This is a genomic window from Methylopila jiangsuensis (genome assembly GCF_027922305.1).
In the GTDB taxonomy this organism is placed as follows: Bacteria; Pseudomonadota; Alphaproteobacteria; order Rhizobiales; family Methylopilaceae; genus Methylopila; species Methylopila jiangsuensis.
The window spans coordinates 860,665-878,040 of record NZ_BSFK01000016.1 but is presented as its reverse complement, the minus strand read 5'-3'; the positions used below and the strand labels follow the sequence as shown (position 1 = coordinate 878,040).

20 protein-coding genes are annotated in these 17,376 nt (G+C 71.7%); 12 read left to right on the top strand and 8 right to left on the bottom strand.

What is annotated here, in order from left to right:
- A complete protein-coding gene (locus PKE85_RS17155; protein ID WP_271205978.1) occupies positions 1 to 318 on the bottom strand; it encodes an XdhC family protein in 318 nt (105 codons plus the stop codon).
- On the bottom strand, positions 315 to 1,145 hold the full coding sequence (locus PKE85_RS17150) for a penicillin-binding transpeptidase domain-containing protein (RefSeq protein ID WP_271205977.1): 831 nt from the start codon (positions 1,143 to 1,145) through the stop codon (positions 315 to 317). Before PKE85_RS17150 ends, PKE85_RS17155 begins: the two co-directional genes overlap by 4 nt.
- Positions 1,146 to 1,512: 367 nt before the next feature.
- Here PKE85_RS17150 and PKE85_RS17145 point away from each other — a divergent pair, with 367 nt between their 5' ends.
- The 9 genes from PKE85_RS17145 to PKE85_RS17105 all read left to right on the top strand — a co-directional run bounded on the left by PKE85_RS17145 (position 1,513) and on the right by PKE85_RS17105 (position 10,054).
- Positions 1,513 to 2,427, top strand: coding sequence for an ABC transporter permease subunit (locus tag PKE85_RS17145; RefSeq protein WP_271205976.1), 915 nt, complete (start codon positions 1,513 to 1,515; stop codon positions 2,425 to 2,427).
- Positions 2,427 to 3,740 carry a high-affinity branched-chain amino acid ABC transporter permease LivM gene (livM, locus tag PKE85_RS17140; RefSeq protein ID WP_271205975.1) on the top strand — a complete coding sequence of 438 codons (1,314 nt, stop codon included), beginning with the start codon at positions 2,427 to 2,429 and terminating at the stop codon, positions 3,738 to 3,740. Before PKE85_RS17145 ends, livM begins: the two co-directional genes overlap by 1 nt.
- The gene (locus PKE85_RS17135) at positions 3,737 to 4,609 is read left to right on the top strand and encodes an ABC transporter ATP-binding protein (RefSeq protein WP_271205974.1); all 873 of its coding nucleotides are present in this window, start codon (positions 3,737 to 3,739) and stop codon (positions 4,607 to 4,609) included. The genes livM and PKE85_RS17135 overlap by 4 nt, the downstream gene beginning before the upstream one ends.
- On the top strand, positions 4,606 to 5,331 hold the full coding sequence (locus PKE85_RS17130) for an ABC transporter ATP-binding protein (protein WP_271205973.1): 726 nt from the start codon (positions 4,606 to 4,608) through the stop codon (positions 5,329 to 5,331). Before PKE85_RS17135 ends, PKE85_RS17130 begins: the two co-directional genes overlap by 4 nt.
- Positions 5,328 to 5,678 (top strand): DUF6867 family protein, encoded by a 351-nt coding sequence (locus PKE85_RS17125; RefSeq protein WP_271206093.1) that lies wholly within the window; start codon positions 5,328 to 5,330, stop codon positions 5,676 to 5,678. The genes PKE85_RS17130 and PKE85_RS17125 overlap by 4 nt, the downstream gene beginning before the upstream one ends.
- Before the next feature lie 47 nt (positions 5,679 to 5,725).
- A complete protein-coding gene (locus tag PKE85_RS17120; protein ID WP_271205972.1) occupies positions 5,726 to 6,829 on the top strand; it encodes a branched-chain amino acid ABC transporter substrate-binding protein in 1,104 nt (367 codons plus the stop codon).
- 105 nt (positions 6,830 to 6,934) lie between these two features.
- A complete protein-coding gene (locus PKE85_RS17115; protein ID WP_271205971.1) occupies positions 6,935 to 8,131 on the top strand; it encodes a DUF898 family protein in 1,197 nt (398 codons plus the stop codon).
- Positions 8,132 to 8,144: 13 nt separating this feature from the next.
- The gene (locus PKE85_RS17110) at positions 8,145 to 9,308 is read left to right on the top strand and encodes a M48 family metallopeptidase (RefSeq protein ID WP_271205970.1); all 1,164 of its coding nucleotides are present in this window, start codon (positions 8,145 to 8,147) and stop codon (positions 9,306 to 9,308) included.
- Complete coding sequence (locus PKE85_RS17105) at positions 9,305 to 10,054, top strand: DUF1499 domain-containing protein (RefSeq protein ID WP_271205969.1); 750 nt, start codon at positions 9,305 to 9,307, stop codon at positions 10,052 to 10,054. Before PKE85_RS17110 ends, PKE85_RS17105 begins: the two co-directional genes overlap by 4 nt.
- 7 nt (positions 10,055 to 10,061) lie before the next feature.
- Here PKE85_RS17105 and gluQRS read toward each other — a convergent pair whose 3' ends face one another.
- A complete protein-coding gene (gluQRS, locus tag PKE85_RS17100; protein WP_271205968.1) occupies positions 10,062 to 10,880 on the bottom strand; it encodes a tRNA glutamyl-Q(34) synthetase GluQRS in 819 nt (272 codons plus the stop codon).
- A 40-nt stretch (positions 10,881 to 10,920) separates the two neighbouring features.
- Here gluQRS and PKE85_RS17095 point away from each other — a divergent pair, with 40 nt between their 5' ends.
- From PKE85_RS17095 to PKE85_RS17085, 3 genes are all read left to right on the top strand, one after another.
- Positions 10,921 to 11,604, top strand: a complete 684-nt coding sequence (locus PKE85_RS17095) for a DNA-3-methyladenine glycosylase family protein (RefSeq protein WP_271205967.1) — start codon at positions 10,921 to 10,923, stop codon at positions 11,602 to 11,604.
- Positions 11,601 to 12,260 carry an alpha/beta hydrolase gene (locus tag PKE85_RS17090; RefSeq protein WP_271205966.1) on the top strand — a complete coding sequence of 220 codons (660 nt, stop codon included), beginning with the start codon at positions 11,601 to 11,603 and terminating at the stop codon, positions 12,258 to 12,260. Before PKE85_RS17095 ends, PKE85_RS17090 begins: the two co-directional genes overlap by 4 nt.
- Before the next feature lie 87 nt (positions 12,261 to 12,347).
- Positions 12,348 to 12,905 carry an HNH endonuclease gene (locus PKE85_RS17085; protein WP_271205965.1) on the top strand — a complete coding sequence of 186 codons (558 nt, stop codon included), beginning with the start codon at positions 12,348 to 12,350 and terminating at the stop codon, positions 12,903 to 12,905.
- 253 nt (positions 12,906 to 13,158) lie between these two features.
- Here PKE85_RS17085 and selD read toward each other — a convergent pair whose 3' ends face one another.
- From selD to PKE85_RS17060, 5 genes are all read right to left on the bottom strand, one after another.
- A complete protein-coding gene (gene selD / locus PKE85_RS17080) occupies positions 13,159 to 14,205 on the bottom strand; it encodes a selenide, water dikinase SelD (protein ID WP_271205964.1) in 1,047 nt (348 codons plus the stop codon).
- 49 nt (positions 14,206 to 14,254) lie between these two features.
- On the bottom strand, positions 14,255 to 14,440 hold the full coding sequence (locus tag PKE85_RS17075; RefSeq protein WP_271205963.1) for a Flp family type IVb pilin: 186 nt from the start codon (positions 14,438 to 14,440) through the stop codon (positions 14,255 to 14,257).
- A gap of 48 nt (positions 14,441 to 14,488) precedes the next feature.
- On the bottom strand, positions 14,489 to 14,905 hold the full coding sequence (locus tag PKE85_RS17070) for a (deoxy)nucleoside triphosphate pyrophosphohydrolase (RefSeq protein ID WP_271205962.1): 417 nt from the start codon (positions 14,903 to 14,905) through the stop codon (positions 14,489 to 14,491).
- 45 nt (positions 14,906 to 14,950) lie between these two features.
- On the bottom strand, positions 14,951 to 16,183 hold the full coding sequence (gene argJ / locus PKE85_RS17065; protein WP_271205961.1) for a bifunctional glutamate N-acetyltransferase/amino-acid acetyltransferase ArgJ: 1,233 nt from the start codon (positions 16,181 to 16,183) through the stop codon (positions 14,951 to 14,953).
- A 163-nt stretch (positions 16,184 to 16,346) separates the two neighbouring features.
- Entirely contained in the window at positions 16,347 to 17,300 is a 954-nt protein-coding gene (locus tag PKE85_RS17060) for a peptidylprolyl isomerase (RefSeq protein ID WP_271205960.1), read from the bottom strand.
- Positions 17,301 to 17,376: the final 76 nt, after the last annotated feature.

The following is a 17,376-nucleotide window of genomic DNA, read 5'->3' as shown; positions in this document are numbered from 1 at the left end:
TCAGCCCACCTTCTCGACGAAGACGCGGATGCGCCCGCCGCAGGACAGGCCGACGCGCCAGGCGGCCTCGTCCGCGACCCCGAACTCGAGCATCCGCGGCCGGCCGCTGGCGATCACCTCCGCCGCCTCCGCCACCACCGCGCCCTCGACGCAGCCGCCGGAAACCGAGCCCTCGAACCGGCCGTCCTGGTCGATGGCCAGCGCGCTGCCGGCGGGGCGGGGCGCCGAGCCCCAGGTCTCCACCACGGTGGCGAGCGCCACGCCCCGGCCTTCCCGCGCCCAGGCCTCGGCGACGATCAGCGGATCGGGCGCGCTCACGGCTTTTCCGGCGGCAGCAGGGACAACGCGCGCAGCAGCGCCCGCGTGCGGCCGACGGCGTCCGCGGTGGTCGCCGTCGGAGCGGTCTCGGCGGCGGCGAACAGGGTGGAGCGCCCCTGCCGCTCGACCCAGCCCACCGCCCAGGCCACTTTCGGTCCCGCCGCCGGGCCGCATTCGCCGCCCTTGAGGGTGATCTGCCCCTCGGGCGTCTTCTCCGCCGGCAGGATGTCCAGCGCTCGGGCCTGGGATTCGGCGCTGGTGGGCAGTTCGCCGCGCTTGAGGCGGGCGAGGAAATCCACCTGCTCCACCGGACTGAGCCGCAGCCCGCCGTCGGTCTCGCCGAGCCACATGCGGTCCACCGGCGTCGCCGACAGGTCCGCCCCGCCGTAGCGCAGGGCGTTGAGCGCCTTCGGGAAGGCGTCCGGACCGATGCGGCGGGCCAATTCCTCGTAAAGCCACGGCGACGGCGTTCGGGCCGCATCCCGCAGCGAAGCGGCGACCGGCGCCGGCGTGGGCTCGGCGCCGGCGTCCTGCGGCTTCGGCTGCGGCGGATCGCGCTGCAGGTCGCGGCGCAGCGGCGCGTCCACGTCCGGGGCGGCGCCGCGATCGAGCGCCACCACATTGGCCGCGATCTCGAAGGTGGCGCAGGGCGGAAGGCGGCGGGCGCAGGCGGCCTCGTCGCTGATCGCGACCTGGGCGCCCGCGGCCACGTCCCGCATCACCACGCAGGCGTCCAGCCCCGCGAAGGCCTCGCGGAACGCCGTTCCCAGCTCCACCTCCGGCCCCTGGGCGCGCGCCGCCGCCGGCGCCAGAAGCGCCGCCGCCACGGACAGACTCCAGACAACCCTCACGCCACGCGTCCCCTCGAGTCGACGCCCGCACCCGTCAGGACCGCGGACCGGCGGCGCGTCGCGCCTTCGTCATAGCCTGCCACGACGACGGGCGCGAGCGCCGCGATTCTCCCCCACGCGGCGAGGCTTACGGAGGGAATAAGGCCGTCTCGGGGAGGACCGGCCCGCGCGCCGCGCCGCCCTTGCGCGTTGTCGGGCGCCGCCGCCCGCGCTAAGACTCGGAGCGTGGGCGCTTCGCCCAGCGGGAAGGCAGGCCTAATTTTCAGGCGCGCCTCGCCGCTGAAGCTTCGGCCCGCGGACGCACGACCCTCGACTCACCCGACCGGAGCCAGACGCGGCGCGCATGGAATATTTCCTCCAGCAGCTCATCAACGGCGTCACCCTGGGCTCGATCTACGGGCTCATCGCCATCGGCTACACGATGGTTTACGGCATCATCGGCATGATCAACTTCGCCCATGGCGACGTGTTCATGGTGGGCGCCTTCCTCGCGCTGATCGTCTATCTGGCGCTGGTGGCGATCGGGATCACCTTCGTGCCGCTGGCGCTGCTGATCGTGCTCCTCGTCGCCATGGCGCTGACCGCGCTCTACGGCTGGACGGTGGAGCGCATCGCCTACCGGCCGTTGCGGGGCTCGTTCCGGCTGGCGCCGCTGATCTCGGCCATCGGCATGTCGATCTTCCTGCAGAACTTCGTGCAGCAGGCTCAGGGAGCGCGCGTGAAGCCCCTGCAGCCCGTGGCCCCCGGCGGCTTCCAGTTCGGCGCGGCCGACGGCTTCGTGGTCAACGTGTCCTACGTGCAGCTCATGATCGTGGGCGCCACCATCGCGATCATGACCGGCTTCACCCTGCTGGTGACCAAGACCTCGCTCGGCCGCGCCCAGCGCGCCTGCGAGCAGGACCGCAAGATGGCGGCGCTGCTCGGCGTGGACGTGGACCGCACCATCTCGCTCACCTTCGTCATGGGCGCGGCGCTCGCCTCGGTCGCGGGGCTGATGTACCTGCTCTATTATGGCGTGATCGACTTCTACATCGGCTTCGTGGCCGGCGTGAAAGCCTTCACCGCCGCCGTGCTCGGCGGCATCGGCTCGCTGCCGGGGGCCATGCTGGGCGGCCTGCTGATCGGGCTGATCGAGACCTTCTGGTCGGCCTATTTCTCCGTCGAATACAAGGACGTGGCGGCGTTCTCGATCCTCGCCATCGTGCTGATCTTCCTGCCCTCCGGCCTGCTCGGCCGTCCCGAGGTCGAGAAGGTCTGATGGCCGCTCCCGCCTCCCCCGCCGCGGCGCCCTCCCCGCTCATCGCCGCGGTGAAGGACGCCGGGATCGCGGCGCTGATCGCGCTCGGCCTCGCGCTGCCCATGCTCGGCCTCGTCACCACCCAGACCCAGGCCGGCATGGGGCTCGTCCCCCACTGGGATCGGGTCGCGATCGCGGTCGTGGCGGTGTTCGCGGGACGCCTGCTGCTGAACCTGACCCTGTGGCGGCCGGGCCGACGCAAGAGCGCGCTCGCCGTGCCGCCGAAGGTGGAGGCCACGCTGGCGCGGACCGCGAAGTATCTCGGGCCGCTCGCGATCCTGTTCGCGATCGTGATGCCGCTGCTGCCCTTCACCGAGCGCTACGCCATCGACCTCGGCATCCTGGTGCTGACCTACGTCATGCTGGGCTGGGGCCTGAACATCGTGGTGGGCCTCGCGGGCCTGCTCGACCTCGGCTACGTGGCGTTCTACGCCGTCGGCGCCTACTCCTACGCCCTGCTCGCCCAGAACTTCGGCCTGTCGTTCTGGATCTGCCTGCCGCTCGCCGGCATCCTCGCCGCTTTCTGGGGCGTGCTGCTGGGCTTCCCGGTGCTGCGGCTGCGCGGCGACTATCTCGCCATCGTCACGCTGGCCTTCGGCGAGATCATCCGCATCGTGCTGCTGAACTGGTACTGGTTCACCGGCGGCCCGAACGGCATTTCCGGCATCCCGCGCCCCACCTTCTTCGGCATCGATTTCGACCGTGGGCCGGACGGCTTCGCCGCCACCTTCGGCCTGAGCTACTCGCCCCTGCACCGCATCCTGTTCCTGTACTATCTGATCCTCGCGCTCGCGCTCATCACCAACCTCGTCACCATCCGGCTGCGGCGGCTGCCCATCGGCCGGGCGTGGGAGGCGCTGCGCGAGGACGAGATCGCCTGCCGCTCGCTCGGCATCAACACGGTGAACACCAAGCTCACCGCCTTCGCGCTCGGCGCCATGTTCGCGGGCTTCGCCGGTTCGTTCTTCGCCACGCGGCAGGGCTTCATCAGCCCCGAGAGCTTCGTGTTCATGGAAAGCGCGCTGATCCTCGCCATCGTGGTGCTGGGCGGCATGGGCTCCCAGTTCGGCGTGGCGGTGGCGGCGGTGGTGATGATCGGCGGCTTCGAGCTGTTCCGGGAGTTCAGCGACTACCGCATGATCACCTTCGGGCTGGTGATGGTGCTGATCATGGTCTGGCGGCCGCGCGGGCTGGTGTCGTCGCGCTCGCCCACCGTCTTCCTGAAGGAGAAAAAGGCGATCTCGGGCGCGCTGGTGCAGGAGGGCCACGGATGACCCTCCGCCACGACGACGCCCCCGCCCTGCCCGAGGACGTGCTGCTGCGGGTGGAGCGGCTGACCATGCGCTTCGGCGGGCTGACCGCCGTGAACGACGTGTCCTTCGACGTGCGGCGCGGCGAGATCACCGCCCTGATCGGCCCCAACGGCGCCGGCAAGACCACCGTGTTCAACTGCATCACCGGCTTCTACAAGCCGACGGTCGGGCGCCTCACGCTGCAGTCCGGAAATGGCCGCTTCCTGCTGGAGCGCCTGCGCGACCACCAGATCTCCCGCACCGCGGGCGTCGCGCGCACCTTCCAGAACATCCGCCTGTTCGGCGGCATGACGGTGCTCGAGAACCTGCTGGTGGCCCAGCACGCGCCGCTGATGAAGGCGTCGGGCTTCACGCTGCTCGGCGTGCTCGGGATCGGCGGCTTCGGCGCGGCGGAGAAGGCCGCGATCGACAAGGCCAAGGCCTGGCTGGAGCGCATCGACCTGATCGACCGCGCCGACGATCCCGCCGCCGACCTGCCCTATGGCGACCAGCGCCGGCTGGAGATCGCCCGCGCCATGTGCACCGACCCGGCCCTGCTCTGCCTCGACGAGCCGGCGGCCGGCCTCAACCCGCGCGAGTCGCTGGAGCTGAACGCGCTGCTGCGCTCCATCCGCGACCGGGACGGAACCGCCCTGCTGCTGATCGAGCACGACATGAGCGTGGTGATGGAGATCTCCGACCACGTGATCGTGCTCGACTACGGCAAGACGATCTCCGACGGCGCCCCCCGCGCGGTGCGGGAGGACCCCAGGGTGATCGCCGCCTATCTCGGCGTCGAGGACGAGGAGGTGGACGAGGTGGAGCGCGAGATCGAGGAGGCCGCGTCGTGAGCGCGCCCCTGCTCTCGATCGAGGGCGTCACCGCCTATTACGGCGCCATCGCCGCCCTGAAGGGCGTGGACGTGACCGTGGACGAGGGCGAGATCGTCACGCTGATCGGGGCCAACGGCGCCGGCAAGTCCACGCTCATGATGACCATCTTCGGCGCGCCCCAGGCGCGGGACGGGCGGATCGTGTTCGACGGCCGGGACATCACCCGCGTTCCCACCCACGACATCGCCCGCATGAAGCTGGCGCAGTCGCCGGAAGGACGGCGCGTGTTCCCGCGCATGACCGTGCTCGAGAACCTGCAGATGGGCGCGGCGGTGACCAGTTACGCCCATTACGACGAGGATCTCGAACGCATGTTCGCGATCTTCCCCCGGCTGAAGGAGCGCGCGAGCCAGCGCGGCGGCACGCTCTCCGGCGGCGAGCAGCAGATGCTCGCCATCGCCCGCGCGCTCATGAGCCGTCCGCGCCTGCTGCTGCTGGACGAGCCCTCCCTCGGCCTCGCGCCCTTGATCGTGAAGCAGATCTTCTCCGTGATCCGGGAGCTCAACCGCACGGAAGGGCTGACCGTGTTCCTGGTGGAGCAGAACGCCTATCACGCGCTGAAGCTCGCCCATCGCGGCTATGTCATGGTCAACGGCCGCATCACCCTGTCCGGCGGCGGCCGGGAGCTGCTGGAGCGCGAGGAGGTCCGCGCCGCCTATCTCGAGGGAGGGCGGCACTGATGGGCCTGATCTGGGAGATTTCGCCGCCCGAGTTCCTGTTCGTCACCGTCATCCTCGGCGGCGGCGCGGCGTGGCTCGCGGGGCGCGCGGTGGCGGGCTCCTGGGAGCCGGCGTGGAAGGCGGCGCTGTGGATGCCGCCGCTCGCGGCGGCCGTGCGCTTCATCCACTACGCCCTGTTCAGCGGCAGCCTGCTGACGCTGCACTTCTTTCTGGTCGATCTCGCGATCCTGATCGCGCTGGCGCTCGCCGGCCACCGGACGCGCATGGCCGCGCAGATGACGCGGCAATACGATTGGCTCTACGAGCGCGCCGGCCCCTTCGGCTGGCGCGGGAAATCCGGCGCATGACGCCGGCGTCGCGTTTTGGACCTGTCCGGAGCTTGGGAGAACTGAGCATGAAGAAGCGTCTCGTCGCCGGCCTCGTGGCCGGGCTCGCCGTGGTTCTGGCGGCGCCCGCCTATGCGGACGTCACCATCGCGGTCGCCGGCCCCATGACCGGCAGCAACGCCGTCGTGGGCGCCCAGATGCGCCACGGCGCCGAGCAGGCGGTGGAGGACATCAACGCCGCCGGCGGCATCAACGGCGAGAAGGTGGTGCTGAAGATCGCCGACGACGCCTGCGACCCGAAGCAGGCGGTGAACGTGGCGAACCAGCTCGCCGGCGACGGCGTGGCGTTCGTGGCCGGGCACTACTGCTCCGGCTCGTCGATCCCGGCCTCCGCGGTCTATGCGGAGGAGGACATCATCCAGATCTCGCCGGGCTCCACCAACCCGGTCTTCACCGACAAGCGCGCCGGTCCGACCATCTTCCGCGTCTGCGGCCGCGACGACCAGCAGGGCGCCGTCGCCGGCGCCTACATCGCCCAGAACTTCAAGGACAAGAAGGTCGCGATCCTTCACGACAAGTCCGCCTACGGCAAGGGCATCGCCGACGAGACCCTGAAGGCGCTGAAGGACGCCGGCGGCAAGGAGACGCTGTACGAGGCCATCACCGCGGGCGAGAAGGACTACTCCGCCCTGGTCTCCAAGCTGAAGCAGAGCGGCGTCGACGTGGTCTATCTCGGCGGCTACCACACCGAGGGCGGCCTGATCGTGCGCCAGATGCGCGAGCAGGGCCTGAACGCGGTGCTGATCGGCGGCGACGCGCTGGCCAACAACGACTTCCTCGCCATCACCGGCAAGGGCGGCGAGGGCTCGCTGTTCACCTTCGCCCCCGACCAGCGCAAGCTGCCGACGGCGGCGGGCGTGGTCGAGAAGTTCAAGGCCAAGAACTTCGACCCGGAAGGCTACACGCTCTACACCTACGCCACGGTGCAGATCTACGCCGCGGCGGCCGCGGCGGCGAAGTCCACCGAGACCGAGCCCGTGCTGGCGGAGCTGAACAAGCAGACCTTCAAGACCGTGGTCGGCGACGTGAAGTTCGACCCGAAGGGCGACCCCACCGTCGCGGGCTACGTGTTCTACGAGTTCAAGAACGGCGGCTACGCCCAGAAGGACTGATCCGACCAAAGACGGCGCGGCGCAGCCCGCCGCGCCGTCTCGCCTTGCCCCCGATTTCGTGATCTATGGGCTGCAACCGCCGCGCGCAGCCAGGGGGCTCATCGATTGACCGACTTCACGACCACAGGGGGCGTCCGCCCGCAGTTTGACGGCGAGGCGCGCCACATGCGTCCGCTGGTGCTGAAAGGCCTGCTGCTGACGCTGCTCACGCTCGGCGTCTACCGCTTCTGGTACCAGACGGACGTGCGCCGCTTCCTGTGGAGCCGCACCGCGATCGAGGGGGACGGGTTGGAATACACCGGCCGCGGGCTGGAGCTGTTCCTCGGCTTCCTGATCGCGCTCGCGGTCCTGATCCCGGCTTACGTGATCATCGCGCTGCTGAGCTTCGCCGGCGGCCCGATCCTGCAGGTGGCGGCGCAGTTCGCGTTCTCGCTGGCCATCGTGTTCCTGGCGCAATACGCGCTCTACCGCGCCCGGCGCTACCGGCTCTCGCGCACGCTGTGGCGCGGGGTGCGGCTGGGGCAGACCGGCTCGGGCTGGGCCTACGCCGGCCGCTGCTTCGGCTGGGGGCTGCTCACGGTCCTCACCCTCGGTCTCGCCTATCCGTTCATGCGCGCGAGCCTTGAGCGCTACAAGATGAACAACACCTGGTACGGCGATCAGCAGGGCCGCTTCACCGCCACCGGCGGCCAGCTGTTCCGGCAGGGCGTTCCGCTGTGGTTCCTGGTCGCCGTGCTCATCGCCGTGCCCGCGGCGCTGCTCGCCAGCGCCGCGGCGAACGCGCCGGACGCCGGCCGTGAGCTGGGCCGGGCGGGCTGGCTGGGCATGCTGTTCCTGTTCGCCGCCGTGCCGGTCATCCTGGCCGTGATGGCGATCTATCAGGCGCTGGAGTTCCGCTGGTGGGCGAACGGCGTCCATGTGGGTCCGGCGTCGGCGCGCTGCGATCTCGGCCTGTTCGCCTTCCTGAAGACCTATCTCGGATACGTGCTCGCGCTCCTGCTGTTCTCGATCGCGACCGCGGTCGTGTTCGCCGTCGTCGGCGCGGCGCTGGGCGGAACGGCGGCGCTGCGCGAAGGCGGCGCGCCGGCGCTGGTCTTCACCGCGATCGCCTATCTCGCGACGCTGCTGGGCTACGCTGCGCTGGGGCAGCTGTACGTGGTGCGGCCGTTGTGGAAAAAGAGCTTCGAGAGCGTGACGCTGACGGGCCTCGGCGCGCTGGTCGCCGCGCAATCCACCGAACCGCCCGCCAACGCCTTCGGCGAGGGCGTGGCGGACGCGCTGGACTTCGGAGCGGGCTTCTGACGGGACGGACGGCGTGACCACCAGCAGCGGCACGGGCGTGTTCTTCGACGGCCTCACCAGCCGCCGGCAGGACGTGCATGTGTCGCTGGCGGAGGAGGACCTCGCCGTTCTGGCCCCCGACGGGCGCATGCTGGCGCGCTGGCCGCTCGGCCAGCTCCGGGAGGCCTTCACCACCTCCGGGCGGCTGCGGCTGACCCGCGACGCGGAAGGGCCGCCGGCCCGGCTTGAGCTCGCCGACGGGCCGCTCGCCGACGCGATCCGGGCCGCGGCGCCCGCGCTTCACGCCGCCCGAGCCTCGGAGCGCACGGCCACCCGCCGGGTGGTGCTGTGGTCGGTCGCCGCCGTCGTCTCGCTGACGGCGCTCGGCCTGTTCGGCCTGCCGGCGCTGGCCGACAAGGTGGCGCCGCTGCTGCCCTGGAGCGTGGACCGGCGCATGGGCGAGGTGGTGGACGCGCAGCTGCGCTACCTGCTCCCCACCGGCCAGGGCGGCTTCGCCTGCGGCGAGACCGCGACCGAAGCGCCGGGGCGCGCGGCGCTGGATCGGCTCGCGGCTCCGCTCGAACGGGCGGCGGGTCTGCCCGTCCCGCTGAAGATCACCGTGGTGCGCAGCGCCATCCCCAACGCGCTCGCGCTGCCGGGCGGGCCGATCTACCTGTTCGACGGCCTGATCCGCGAGGCCCGGTCGCCGGACGAGCTCGCCGGCGTGCTGGCGCATGAGATCGGCCACGTGGCCCATCGCGACGGCGCCAGACGCACGCTGCAGGCCGGCGGCCTGTCGTTCCTGTTCGGATTCGTGCTGGGCGACTTCGCCGGCGGCGGCGCGGCGGTGTTCGTGGCGCGCATGCTGAGCGAGGCGTCCTATTCCCGTCAGGCGGAATCCGCCGCGGACGGCTACGCCGTCGCCCTGATGCGGCGCGCGGGCGGCGACCCCGCCGCCTTCGGCGCCCTGCTCGCCCGGCTGACCGGGGAACAGGACGACGACGGGGCGGAAGCGGAACGCAAGCGGTCGCCGCTCGACTACGTCGCCTCCCATCCGGACACGCTGGAGCGCAAGCGCGTCATCGAGGCCGCCGCCGGGCCGCGGTCCGGCGACGCTGCCCCCTTGCTGACGCCCGCCGAATTCGCGGCGCTGAAGGCGGTGTGCGGCGCGAATCCGTCGAAGGACGACGACGCGTGAGCCTCGGCGCCATCGGCGTGCGGACGCCGCCGCCCCGCCGCTCCCGGCTGGCGCGATTCGCGCTCCATCTGGCGGTCTTCGCCGTGCTGGTCTGTCTCTATGCGATCGCGCTGATCCGGGCGGAGGCGCTCGAGCCGCTGCCGGGACTCGCGGCGTTCGGGGCCGGGCTGGCGCTGTCCGGGCTCGCCGCCCTGCTCTCGCTCATCGCCATGGCTGTGGTCTGGCGCACCGGCCTGCGCGGCGGCGTGCGCGCGCTGTTCGCGCTCGTCATCGCGGCGCTGACGCTGGCCGGACCAGCCTATATGCTCAGCCGCGCCGGGCTGACGCCCTCCCTCGACGACGTGGCGACCGATCCCTCCGACCCGCCGACCTTCGCCGGCGCCCCGAGCGCGCCTCTCGACGCCGCCCGCCAGCGCGCGGCCTATCCCGACCTCGCGCCCTTGAGGCTCTCGGTCCCTCCGGAAGAGGCGATCAACCTCGCCCTCGGCCTGATGGAGCAGCGAGGATGGCGCACGATCGGCCCCACGGCCTTTCCGCGCGGCGGCCCTCCCCGGCTGAGGATCGAAGCGGTGGCGCGCTCGGCCGTGCTCGGCCTGCCGGCCGACGTGGCGCTGCGGGCGCGGCCCGACGGCGACGGCGCGGTGGTGGACATGCGCTCGGCGTCCCGGCTCGGCGGTCTGGACCTCGGCGCCAACGCCGAACGGGTGCAGGCTTTCCTGGCCGATCTCGGCGCGGCGGCGCCCTGACGCCCGGCTACAGCGGCCCCAGGGCGCGGATCACGTCGTCTCTCGAAAAGCCTTCCGCCCGGAGCGCGCGCAGCGACGGCGCGCCGCGGGACTTGGACAGCTTCGCGCCGTCCGCGGCCGGGATCAGCCAGTGGTGGCGGTAGCGCGGCGCAGGCAGGCCGAGCAGCTCCTGCAGCAGCCGATGCACGTCGGTGGCGCGGCGCAGGTCCCGCCCCCGCACCACATGGCTCACCCCTTGGGCGGCGTCGTCCACCACCACGGCGAGGTGATAGCTGGTGGGCGTCTCCTTGCGCGCCAGCACCACGTCGCCCCAGTCCTCGGGACGGGCATGGACCGCCCCCTCGCCCTCCTCCTCGAAGGTCAGCGGCGCGCGCCCGAGCGCCGCGAGCGCCCGCGCCATGTCCAGCCGCCGCGCCGCCGGACCGGCGGGATCGCTTGGGTTCGCGCCCGGAACCGGCAGGCGCGGCGCGCCGTCCGGGTCGCGGGGCGCGTTCTCCCCGAGCGCCGCGGCGATGTCGGCCCGGGAGAGCCGGCAGTCGTAGAGCAGCCCACGCGCGTCGAGCCGGGCCAGCGCCTCGGCGTAGAACGCCATGCGCTCCGACTGGCGCGTCACCGGCCCGTCCCAGGCGAGGCCGAGCCAGGCCAGATCCTCCTCGATCGCGGCGGCGTAGTCGGGCTTCGAGCGGATGGGGTCGATGTCCTCGATCCTGAGCAGCACCCGGCCGCCGGCGGCCTCCGCCGCGCGCCAGACGCTGAGCGCCGACAGCGCGTGGCCGAGGTGGAGATGGCCGGTGGGCGACGGCGCGAAGCGGAAGGTCGGGATCATGCGGCTTCCTCAATCCCGCCCGGCGGTCTAAGCGTCAAGCATGACGGCGTGCGAGCGCATCCTCACCGAAGCCGACCTCGCCGCCGCGCTCGACCGGCTAACGGCGCTCGATCCCAAGATGGGCGAGGTGCGCGCGGCGTCCGTCACGCCGCCGCTGCGCACGATCGCGCCGGATCTTTCGGGCCTCGTCTGGGTGGTGAACTCCCAGATGATCTCCACCGCCGCCGCCCGCGCCATCCACGGCCGGCTGGAGGCGGCGCTCGGGCGCATCGACGCCGAAGCCCTCGCCGCCGCCTCCGACGACGCGATCCGCGCCGCCGGGGTGTCGCGGCCGAAGCTGAGGACGCTGCGCGCCATCGCGGGAGCCGTCGCGGACGGGCTCGACCTTCCCGGCCTCGCCGCGCTGCCGGAGCCGGAAGCCCGCGCCCGCCTCCTCGCCATCTCCGGCGTCGGCCCCTGGACGGCGGACGTGTTCCTGCTGTTCGCCCATGGCCGCGCCGACGCCTTTCCGGCCGGCGACATCGCGGTGCAGGAGGCGCTGAAGCGCGTGTTCGGTCTGGAGACCCGGCCCGACGCCCGGACCGCCGAACGCATGGCGGACGGCTGGCGGCCGTTGCGCGGAGTGGCGGCGCAGCTGCTCTGGGCCTATTACCTCACGAAGCGGGGCGGCCGCGACGCGGCTCCCGCCCCCAACCGTCCCGCCAGCCCGCAGGAGACCGCATGACCGCCATAGACGGCCCCCGCCTCGCGCCCGCTTCGGGCGTCGCCCGATCGCTCGTCGTGTTCCTGCACGGCTACGGCGCGGACGGGAACGACCTGATCGCCATCGGCCGCGAATGGCGGAACGCCCTGCCCGACGCGGCCTTCGTGGCGCCGAACGCGCCGGAGCGGCTGCCCGGCGCGCCCATGGGCCGGCAGTGGTTCCCGCTCACCTTCCGCGATCCGGACGAGCGCCGCCGGGGCGTGGTCGCCGCCCGTCCGGGCCTCGACGCCTTTCTGGACGCCGAACTCGCCAGCCACGGGCTGGGACCGGACCGGCTGGCGCTGGTGGGCTTCAGCCAGGGCACCATGATGGCGCTGCACGTGGGGCTGCGCCGCGCGATACCGCCGGCCGCGATCCTCGGCTATTCGGGCATGCTGGTGTCGCCGGAGGCGCTGAAGGCCGAGGCCACGGGCAAGCCGCCGATTCTGCTGATCCACGGCGACCGGGACGAGATCCTGCCCGTGGACGAGCTGTTCGCGGCCATCGACGGCCTCGGAGCGGCGGAGATTCCGGTGCAATGGCACCTGTCGCCGGGGCTCGGCCACGGCATCGACGGCGAGGGCCTGCGCCAGGGAGCGGCGTTCCTGACCTCGGCGCTGCGGGTTAAGAAAACTTAACGGGGCAGTCTTCACAAGGCTGACACAAGCTATGTAGAGTATCCCCCGGCGTCGGCTGATGGCCGACGCTGATGCAGGGAGTGCTCGGTGACGCTTGCCGTCTCACCAGATGCGTGTCCGGCCTTGGTGTTGAATGCGGATTACCGTCCGCTGAGCTATTACCCGTTGTCGTTGTGGTCCTGGCAGGACGCCATCAAGGCGATCTTCCTCGACCGGGTGAACGTGCTCTCCCATTACGACCGCCGGGTGAAGAGCCCCAGCTTCGAGATGACGCTGCCGTCGGTCGTCTGCCTCAAGACCTACGTCAAGCCGGCCCGCAACCCCGCCTTCACCCGCTTCAACGTGTTCCTGCGCGACCGGTTCTCGTGCCAGTACTGCGGCGCGCGGGAGGAGCTGACCTTCGACCACGTGGTTCCGCGCTCCCGGGGCGGCCAGACCACCTGGGACAACATCGTGGCCGCCTGCTCGCCCTGCAACCTGAAGAAGGGCGGACAGATGCCCGTGGATTGCGGCATGTGGCCGGCGCAGCCGCCGTTCCAGCCGTCGATCCAGGACCTGCACCGCAACGGCCGCGCGTTCCCGCCGAACTACCTGCACGACAGCTGGCTCGACTATCTCTACTGGGACACCGAGCTGGAGCCGTAAGCGCCCGTTTGGGAATGGCCGCAGCGCGCGATCGAAACTCCCGTCATGCCCGCCGCATGGCGGGAAACCACCACCTGAACGCTGAAGCCTTCGCCTCGCGAAACGTTCTCGAAATAGACGCGTCGCGGATCTCCTGACGCGTCGTCGAGCGCCAGCGACGGCCCGGTCGCATGGACAAGGCGTCCGGCGCCGCAACGGCCCGGACGCGGCGACGCCGCCGAGCCGCTTGGGCTTCAACGTCGGCGCCGCCCCGTCAGACCACCCGCACGCCCGGCGCGCCCTCGCGCAGTTCGCCGACGACGGCGACCTGCGCGAAGCCTGCGGCGCGGCAGCGCGCCAGCACGTCGGCCTCCGCGCCCGGATCGACGGCGATCAGCAGGCCGCCGCTGGTCTGGGGATCGCACAGCAGCGCCTGGCGCCAGGGGTCGAACGCGTCCGGCAGGCTCACCGCCGCGCCGTAGCTCGCCCAGTTGCGGGTCGCGGCGCCGGTGGAGAACCCCGCCTGCGCCAGCTCCGCCGCATGGGGGAGAATCGGCGCGCGATCGAAGGCGATCTCCGCGGCGAGGCCCGCGCCGCGGCACATCTCCAGAAGATGCCCGAGCAGGCCGAAGCCGGTGACGTCGGTCATGGCGCGCACGCCGTCGAGCCCGGCGAGCTCCGGGCCGACGGCGTTCAGCCAGGTGGTGGAGGCGATCATCGCGGCGTAAGCGTCCGCGCTGAGTTCGCCCTTCTTCAGCGCGGCGGAGAACACGCCGACGCCGAGGCCCTTGGTCAGGATCAGCCGGTCGCCGGGCCGCGCGGTGGCGTTCCTGAGCGCCCGGCCGGGATGGACGAGACCGATGGCGACGAGCCCGTAGATCGGCTCGGGCGTGTCGATGGAATGCCCGCCCGCCACGGGTATCCCCGCCTCCGCGCAGATGGAGGCCCCGCCGGCCAGGATGTCCTGGATCGCCTCCACCGGCAGGGCTCCGACCGGCATGCCCACCAGCGCCAGCGCGAACAGCGGCCGGCCGCCCATGGCGTAGACGTCGGAGAGCGCGTTCGCGGCGGCGATGCGGCCGAAGTCGTAGGGGTCGTCCACCACGGGCGTGAAGAAATCGGTGGTGGCGACGATCGCCTGATCGTCGTTCAGCCGGTAGACGGCGGCGTCGTCCGAGGTCTCGGCCCCGACCAGCAGATCGGGCGCCGGGAACGGAACCGGCATCTTCTTCAGGATGTCCTGCAGGACGGCCGGGGCGAGCTTGCAGCCGCAGCCGCCGCCATGGGCCATCGCAGTGAGGCGAATGGGCGTGTCTGACATGGCGCCATTGTCCATGGCGGCCATGTCCGGCGCAACCGCCGGCGCGCGGCTACTTGGGCAGCTCGGTGGCGATGCGCCCGTAATATTTCGAGAGCACCACGTCGCCGAGCTGGTAGACCGTGACCGCGATCGCGACCGCGATCCCCACCGCGATCATGGCGTATTCGATCGCTGTCGCCCCGCTGTCGTCCCGCGCGAACCGCGCCAGCCGCCGCAGCGCCGTCTCCCACGTCATGCCCATTCCCGCCCCCCTTCTCCGACGCCGCCTCGCGCCGGGGACGGATCAGAGCAGGGCGACGAGGTGCGCGATGAGCGGTTCGTCGGCGGGCGGCATCGGGTGGTCGCGGAGCGCGTTGGGACGGACCCAGCGCGTCGCCTGCCCTTCCCGGCCCGTCACGATCCCCGTCCAGCGCCGGCACACGTACAGCGGCATCAGCAGATGGAAGGTCTCGTAGCGGTGGCTCGCGAAGGTGAGCGGCGCAAGACACGGCTCCTCGACCACGACGCCGAGCTCTTCAGCCAGTTCGCGGATCAAGGTCTGTTCCGGCCGCTCGCCGGGCTCGACCTTGCCGCCGGGAAACTCCCACAGGCCCGCCAGAGACTTGCCTTCCGGCCGCTGCGCGAGGAGCACGCGGCCGTCGGCGTCGATGAGCGCGCAGGCGACGACAAGAACGAGTTTCAGTTGAGCGTCCGCCGACATCCCAGCACGTCACATCTTAAGAGCGGGTTGAGCCGATCGCCGAAATCAGGAACGGTAATCGGCGTTGATCGAGATGTAGACTTCGGTCAGGTCGCAGGTCCACACCCGCGCCCGGCCCTGGCCGAGCCCGAGTTCGACGCCGATCGTGATCTCCTCCCGCTTCATGTAGGCGGAGGTCACGGCCTCGTCATAGGCGGGATCGCGCTCGCCCTCATGGGCGACGCGGATGTCGCCGAAGCGGATCGACAGACGGTCGCGGTCGGCGGGCTCGCCGGCCTTGCCCACCGCCATCACCACCCGGCCCCAGTTGGCGTCCTCGCCCGCGACCGCGGTCTTCACCAGCGGCGAGTTGGCGATCGACAGCGCGATCTTCCGCGCCGAGGCGTCGCTGGCGGCGCCCTCGACCTCCACGGTGACGAACTTGCGCGCGCCCTCGCCGTCGCGGGCCACGAGCTGCGCCAGCTCCGCCAGCAGGTCTTCGAGCGCCGCGGCGAAGCCCTTGAGCGCCGGGTCGGCGGCGTCGGTCGCGGGCGCGTTGCCGGCCTTGGCCGTGGCGAAGGCGAGCAGCGTGTCGGAGGTGGAGGTGTCGCCGTCGATGGTGACGCAGTTGAAGGTGCGGTCCACCGCCGCGGCCAGCAGCCCCTGCAGGGCGGCGGGCGCGAGGGCGGCGTCGGTCGCGACGAAGGACAGCATGGTCGCCATGTCCGGCGCGATCATGCCGGCGCCCTTGGCGATCCCGTTGATCGTCACCGTGACGCCGCCGATCTCGGCGGTCCGGGTGGCGAGCTTGGGGAAAGTGTCGGTGGTCATGATGGCGCGGGCGGCGGCCTCCCAGCCGTCCGGCCCGGCCTCGGCGACCAGGCCCGCCATCACGTCGCCGAACCTCTCGGCCGGCAGCGGCTCGCCGATCACGCCGGTGGAGGCGAGAAAAATCTCGTCCTCGGAGCAGTTCAGCGCCGGCGCCGCGATTTCGGCGGTGAGCTTGGTCGCGGCGCGGCCCTTCTTTCCGGTGAAGGCGTTGGCGTTGCCGGAGTTCACCACCAGCGCGCGGATGCGCCCGCCCGCCAGCCGGTCGCGGCACCACTCCACCGGCGCGGAGGGGCAGAGCGAGCGCGTGAACACGCCGGCGACCGAGGTTCCCTCGTCGAAGGCCATGAGCAGCACGTCGGTCCGGCCCTTGTAGCGGATGCCGGCGGCGGCGGTGGCGAGGCGCACGCCGGCGATGGGCGGCAGGACGGGGTAAGACGTGGGCGCGAGCGGGGAGATGACGGAGGACATAGGGCGTCTCGGACGGCGGAGGATGCGGAACGCGCGCCGGGCCGCCAACGGGCCGCCCGCGCCGGCGTCCTATCCGCCAGCGTCACGACAGCCGTGCGACAGGCCGGCCCGGTCCGCGCCGCAAGCGTTCAGAGCGGCGCGGACCGGCGCGACGTGACGAGCCTTACTTCGGCGCGTCGGGCTTGGGCGCGTCGGGAGCGGCTGGAGCCGCGGGCGCGGGAACGACGGCGGGGGCGGCGGGCGCCTCCGCCGGCTTGCCGGCCTCGGTGCGCTCCACCTTGGACTGGCCGCGCAGCTTCAGCACCAGATCCTGCTGGGCGGTGCGCACGACGTACTGCTCGATCTGCGGCTTGACCTGCTCGAAGGTCGGGACCGGCCGCTCGCGCTTCTCCGTCACCTTGATGACGTGGAAGCCGAACTGGGTCTTCACCGGCTCGGAGACGACGTTCGGCTCCAGCTTGAAGGCGGCCTCGTCGAAGGCCGGCACCATCTGGCCCTTGCCGAAGAAGCCGAGGTCGCCGCCCTGCTTGGCGGAGCCGGGATCGGTGGAGACCTCGGTCGCGATCTTGGCGAAGTCCTCGCCCTTGGCGAGCCGCTCCTTGACCGACTTGGCCTCGTCCTCGGTCTTCACCAGGATGTGGCTGGCGCGCACCTCGGGCTCGGGCTTCAGGTTCTTGACGGTGTCGTCATAGAGCTTGCGCATGGCCTCGTCGGTGACGGCGGCCTTGGCGGTGCGCTGAAGCAGCTCCTCCATCAGCGCGCGGTCGTGCAGATAGGCCATGCGGCGCTTGAAGTCGTCGCTGTCGCCGACCTTCTCCTTCTCGGCGGCGTTGGCCGCGATCTTGAGGTCGATCAGGTAGTTGAGCGCGTAGTCGCGGCGCTGGACGTCGGTCATGGAGGCGGTGGACTGCTGCAGGTCCTCCTGCGCGATCTCCACCTCCCCGGCCGTCACCTCCTCGCCGTCCACCGTCGCGAGCACCGTCTTGGGATCGACCGCGGCCGGCGCGGCGGCGGTCGCCGGAGCGGGCTGCGCGAGGGCCGACGTGGCGAGCAGAGCCAGCGCAAGGGAGGCGCCGAGCGCGGCCGTCCGGCGGCCCGACGAAATGCAAAAAGCCATGAGAACCTTCCGATTTGAGCGTCGTTCCGCCCCGAGGCGCGGGAGAGTGTCCGAAAGGGCTCACATTGACAACCCT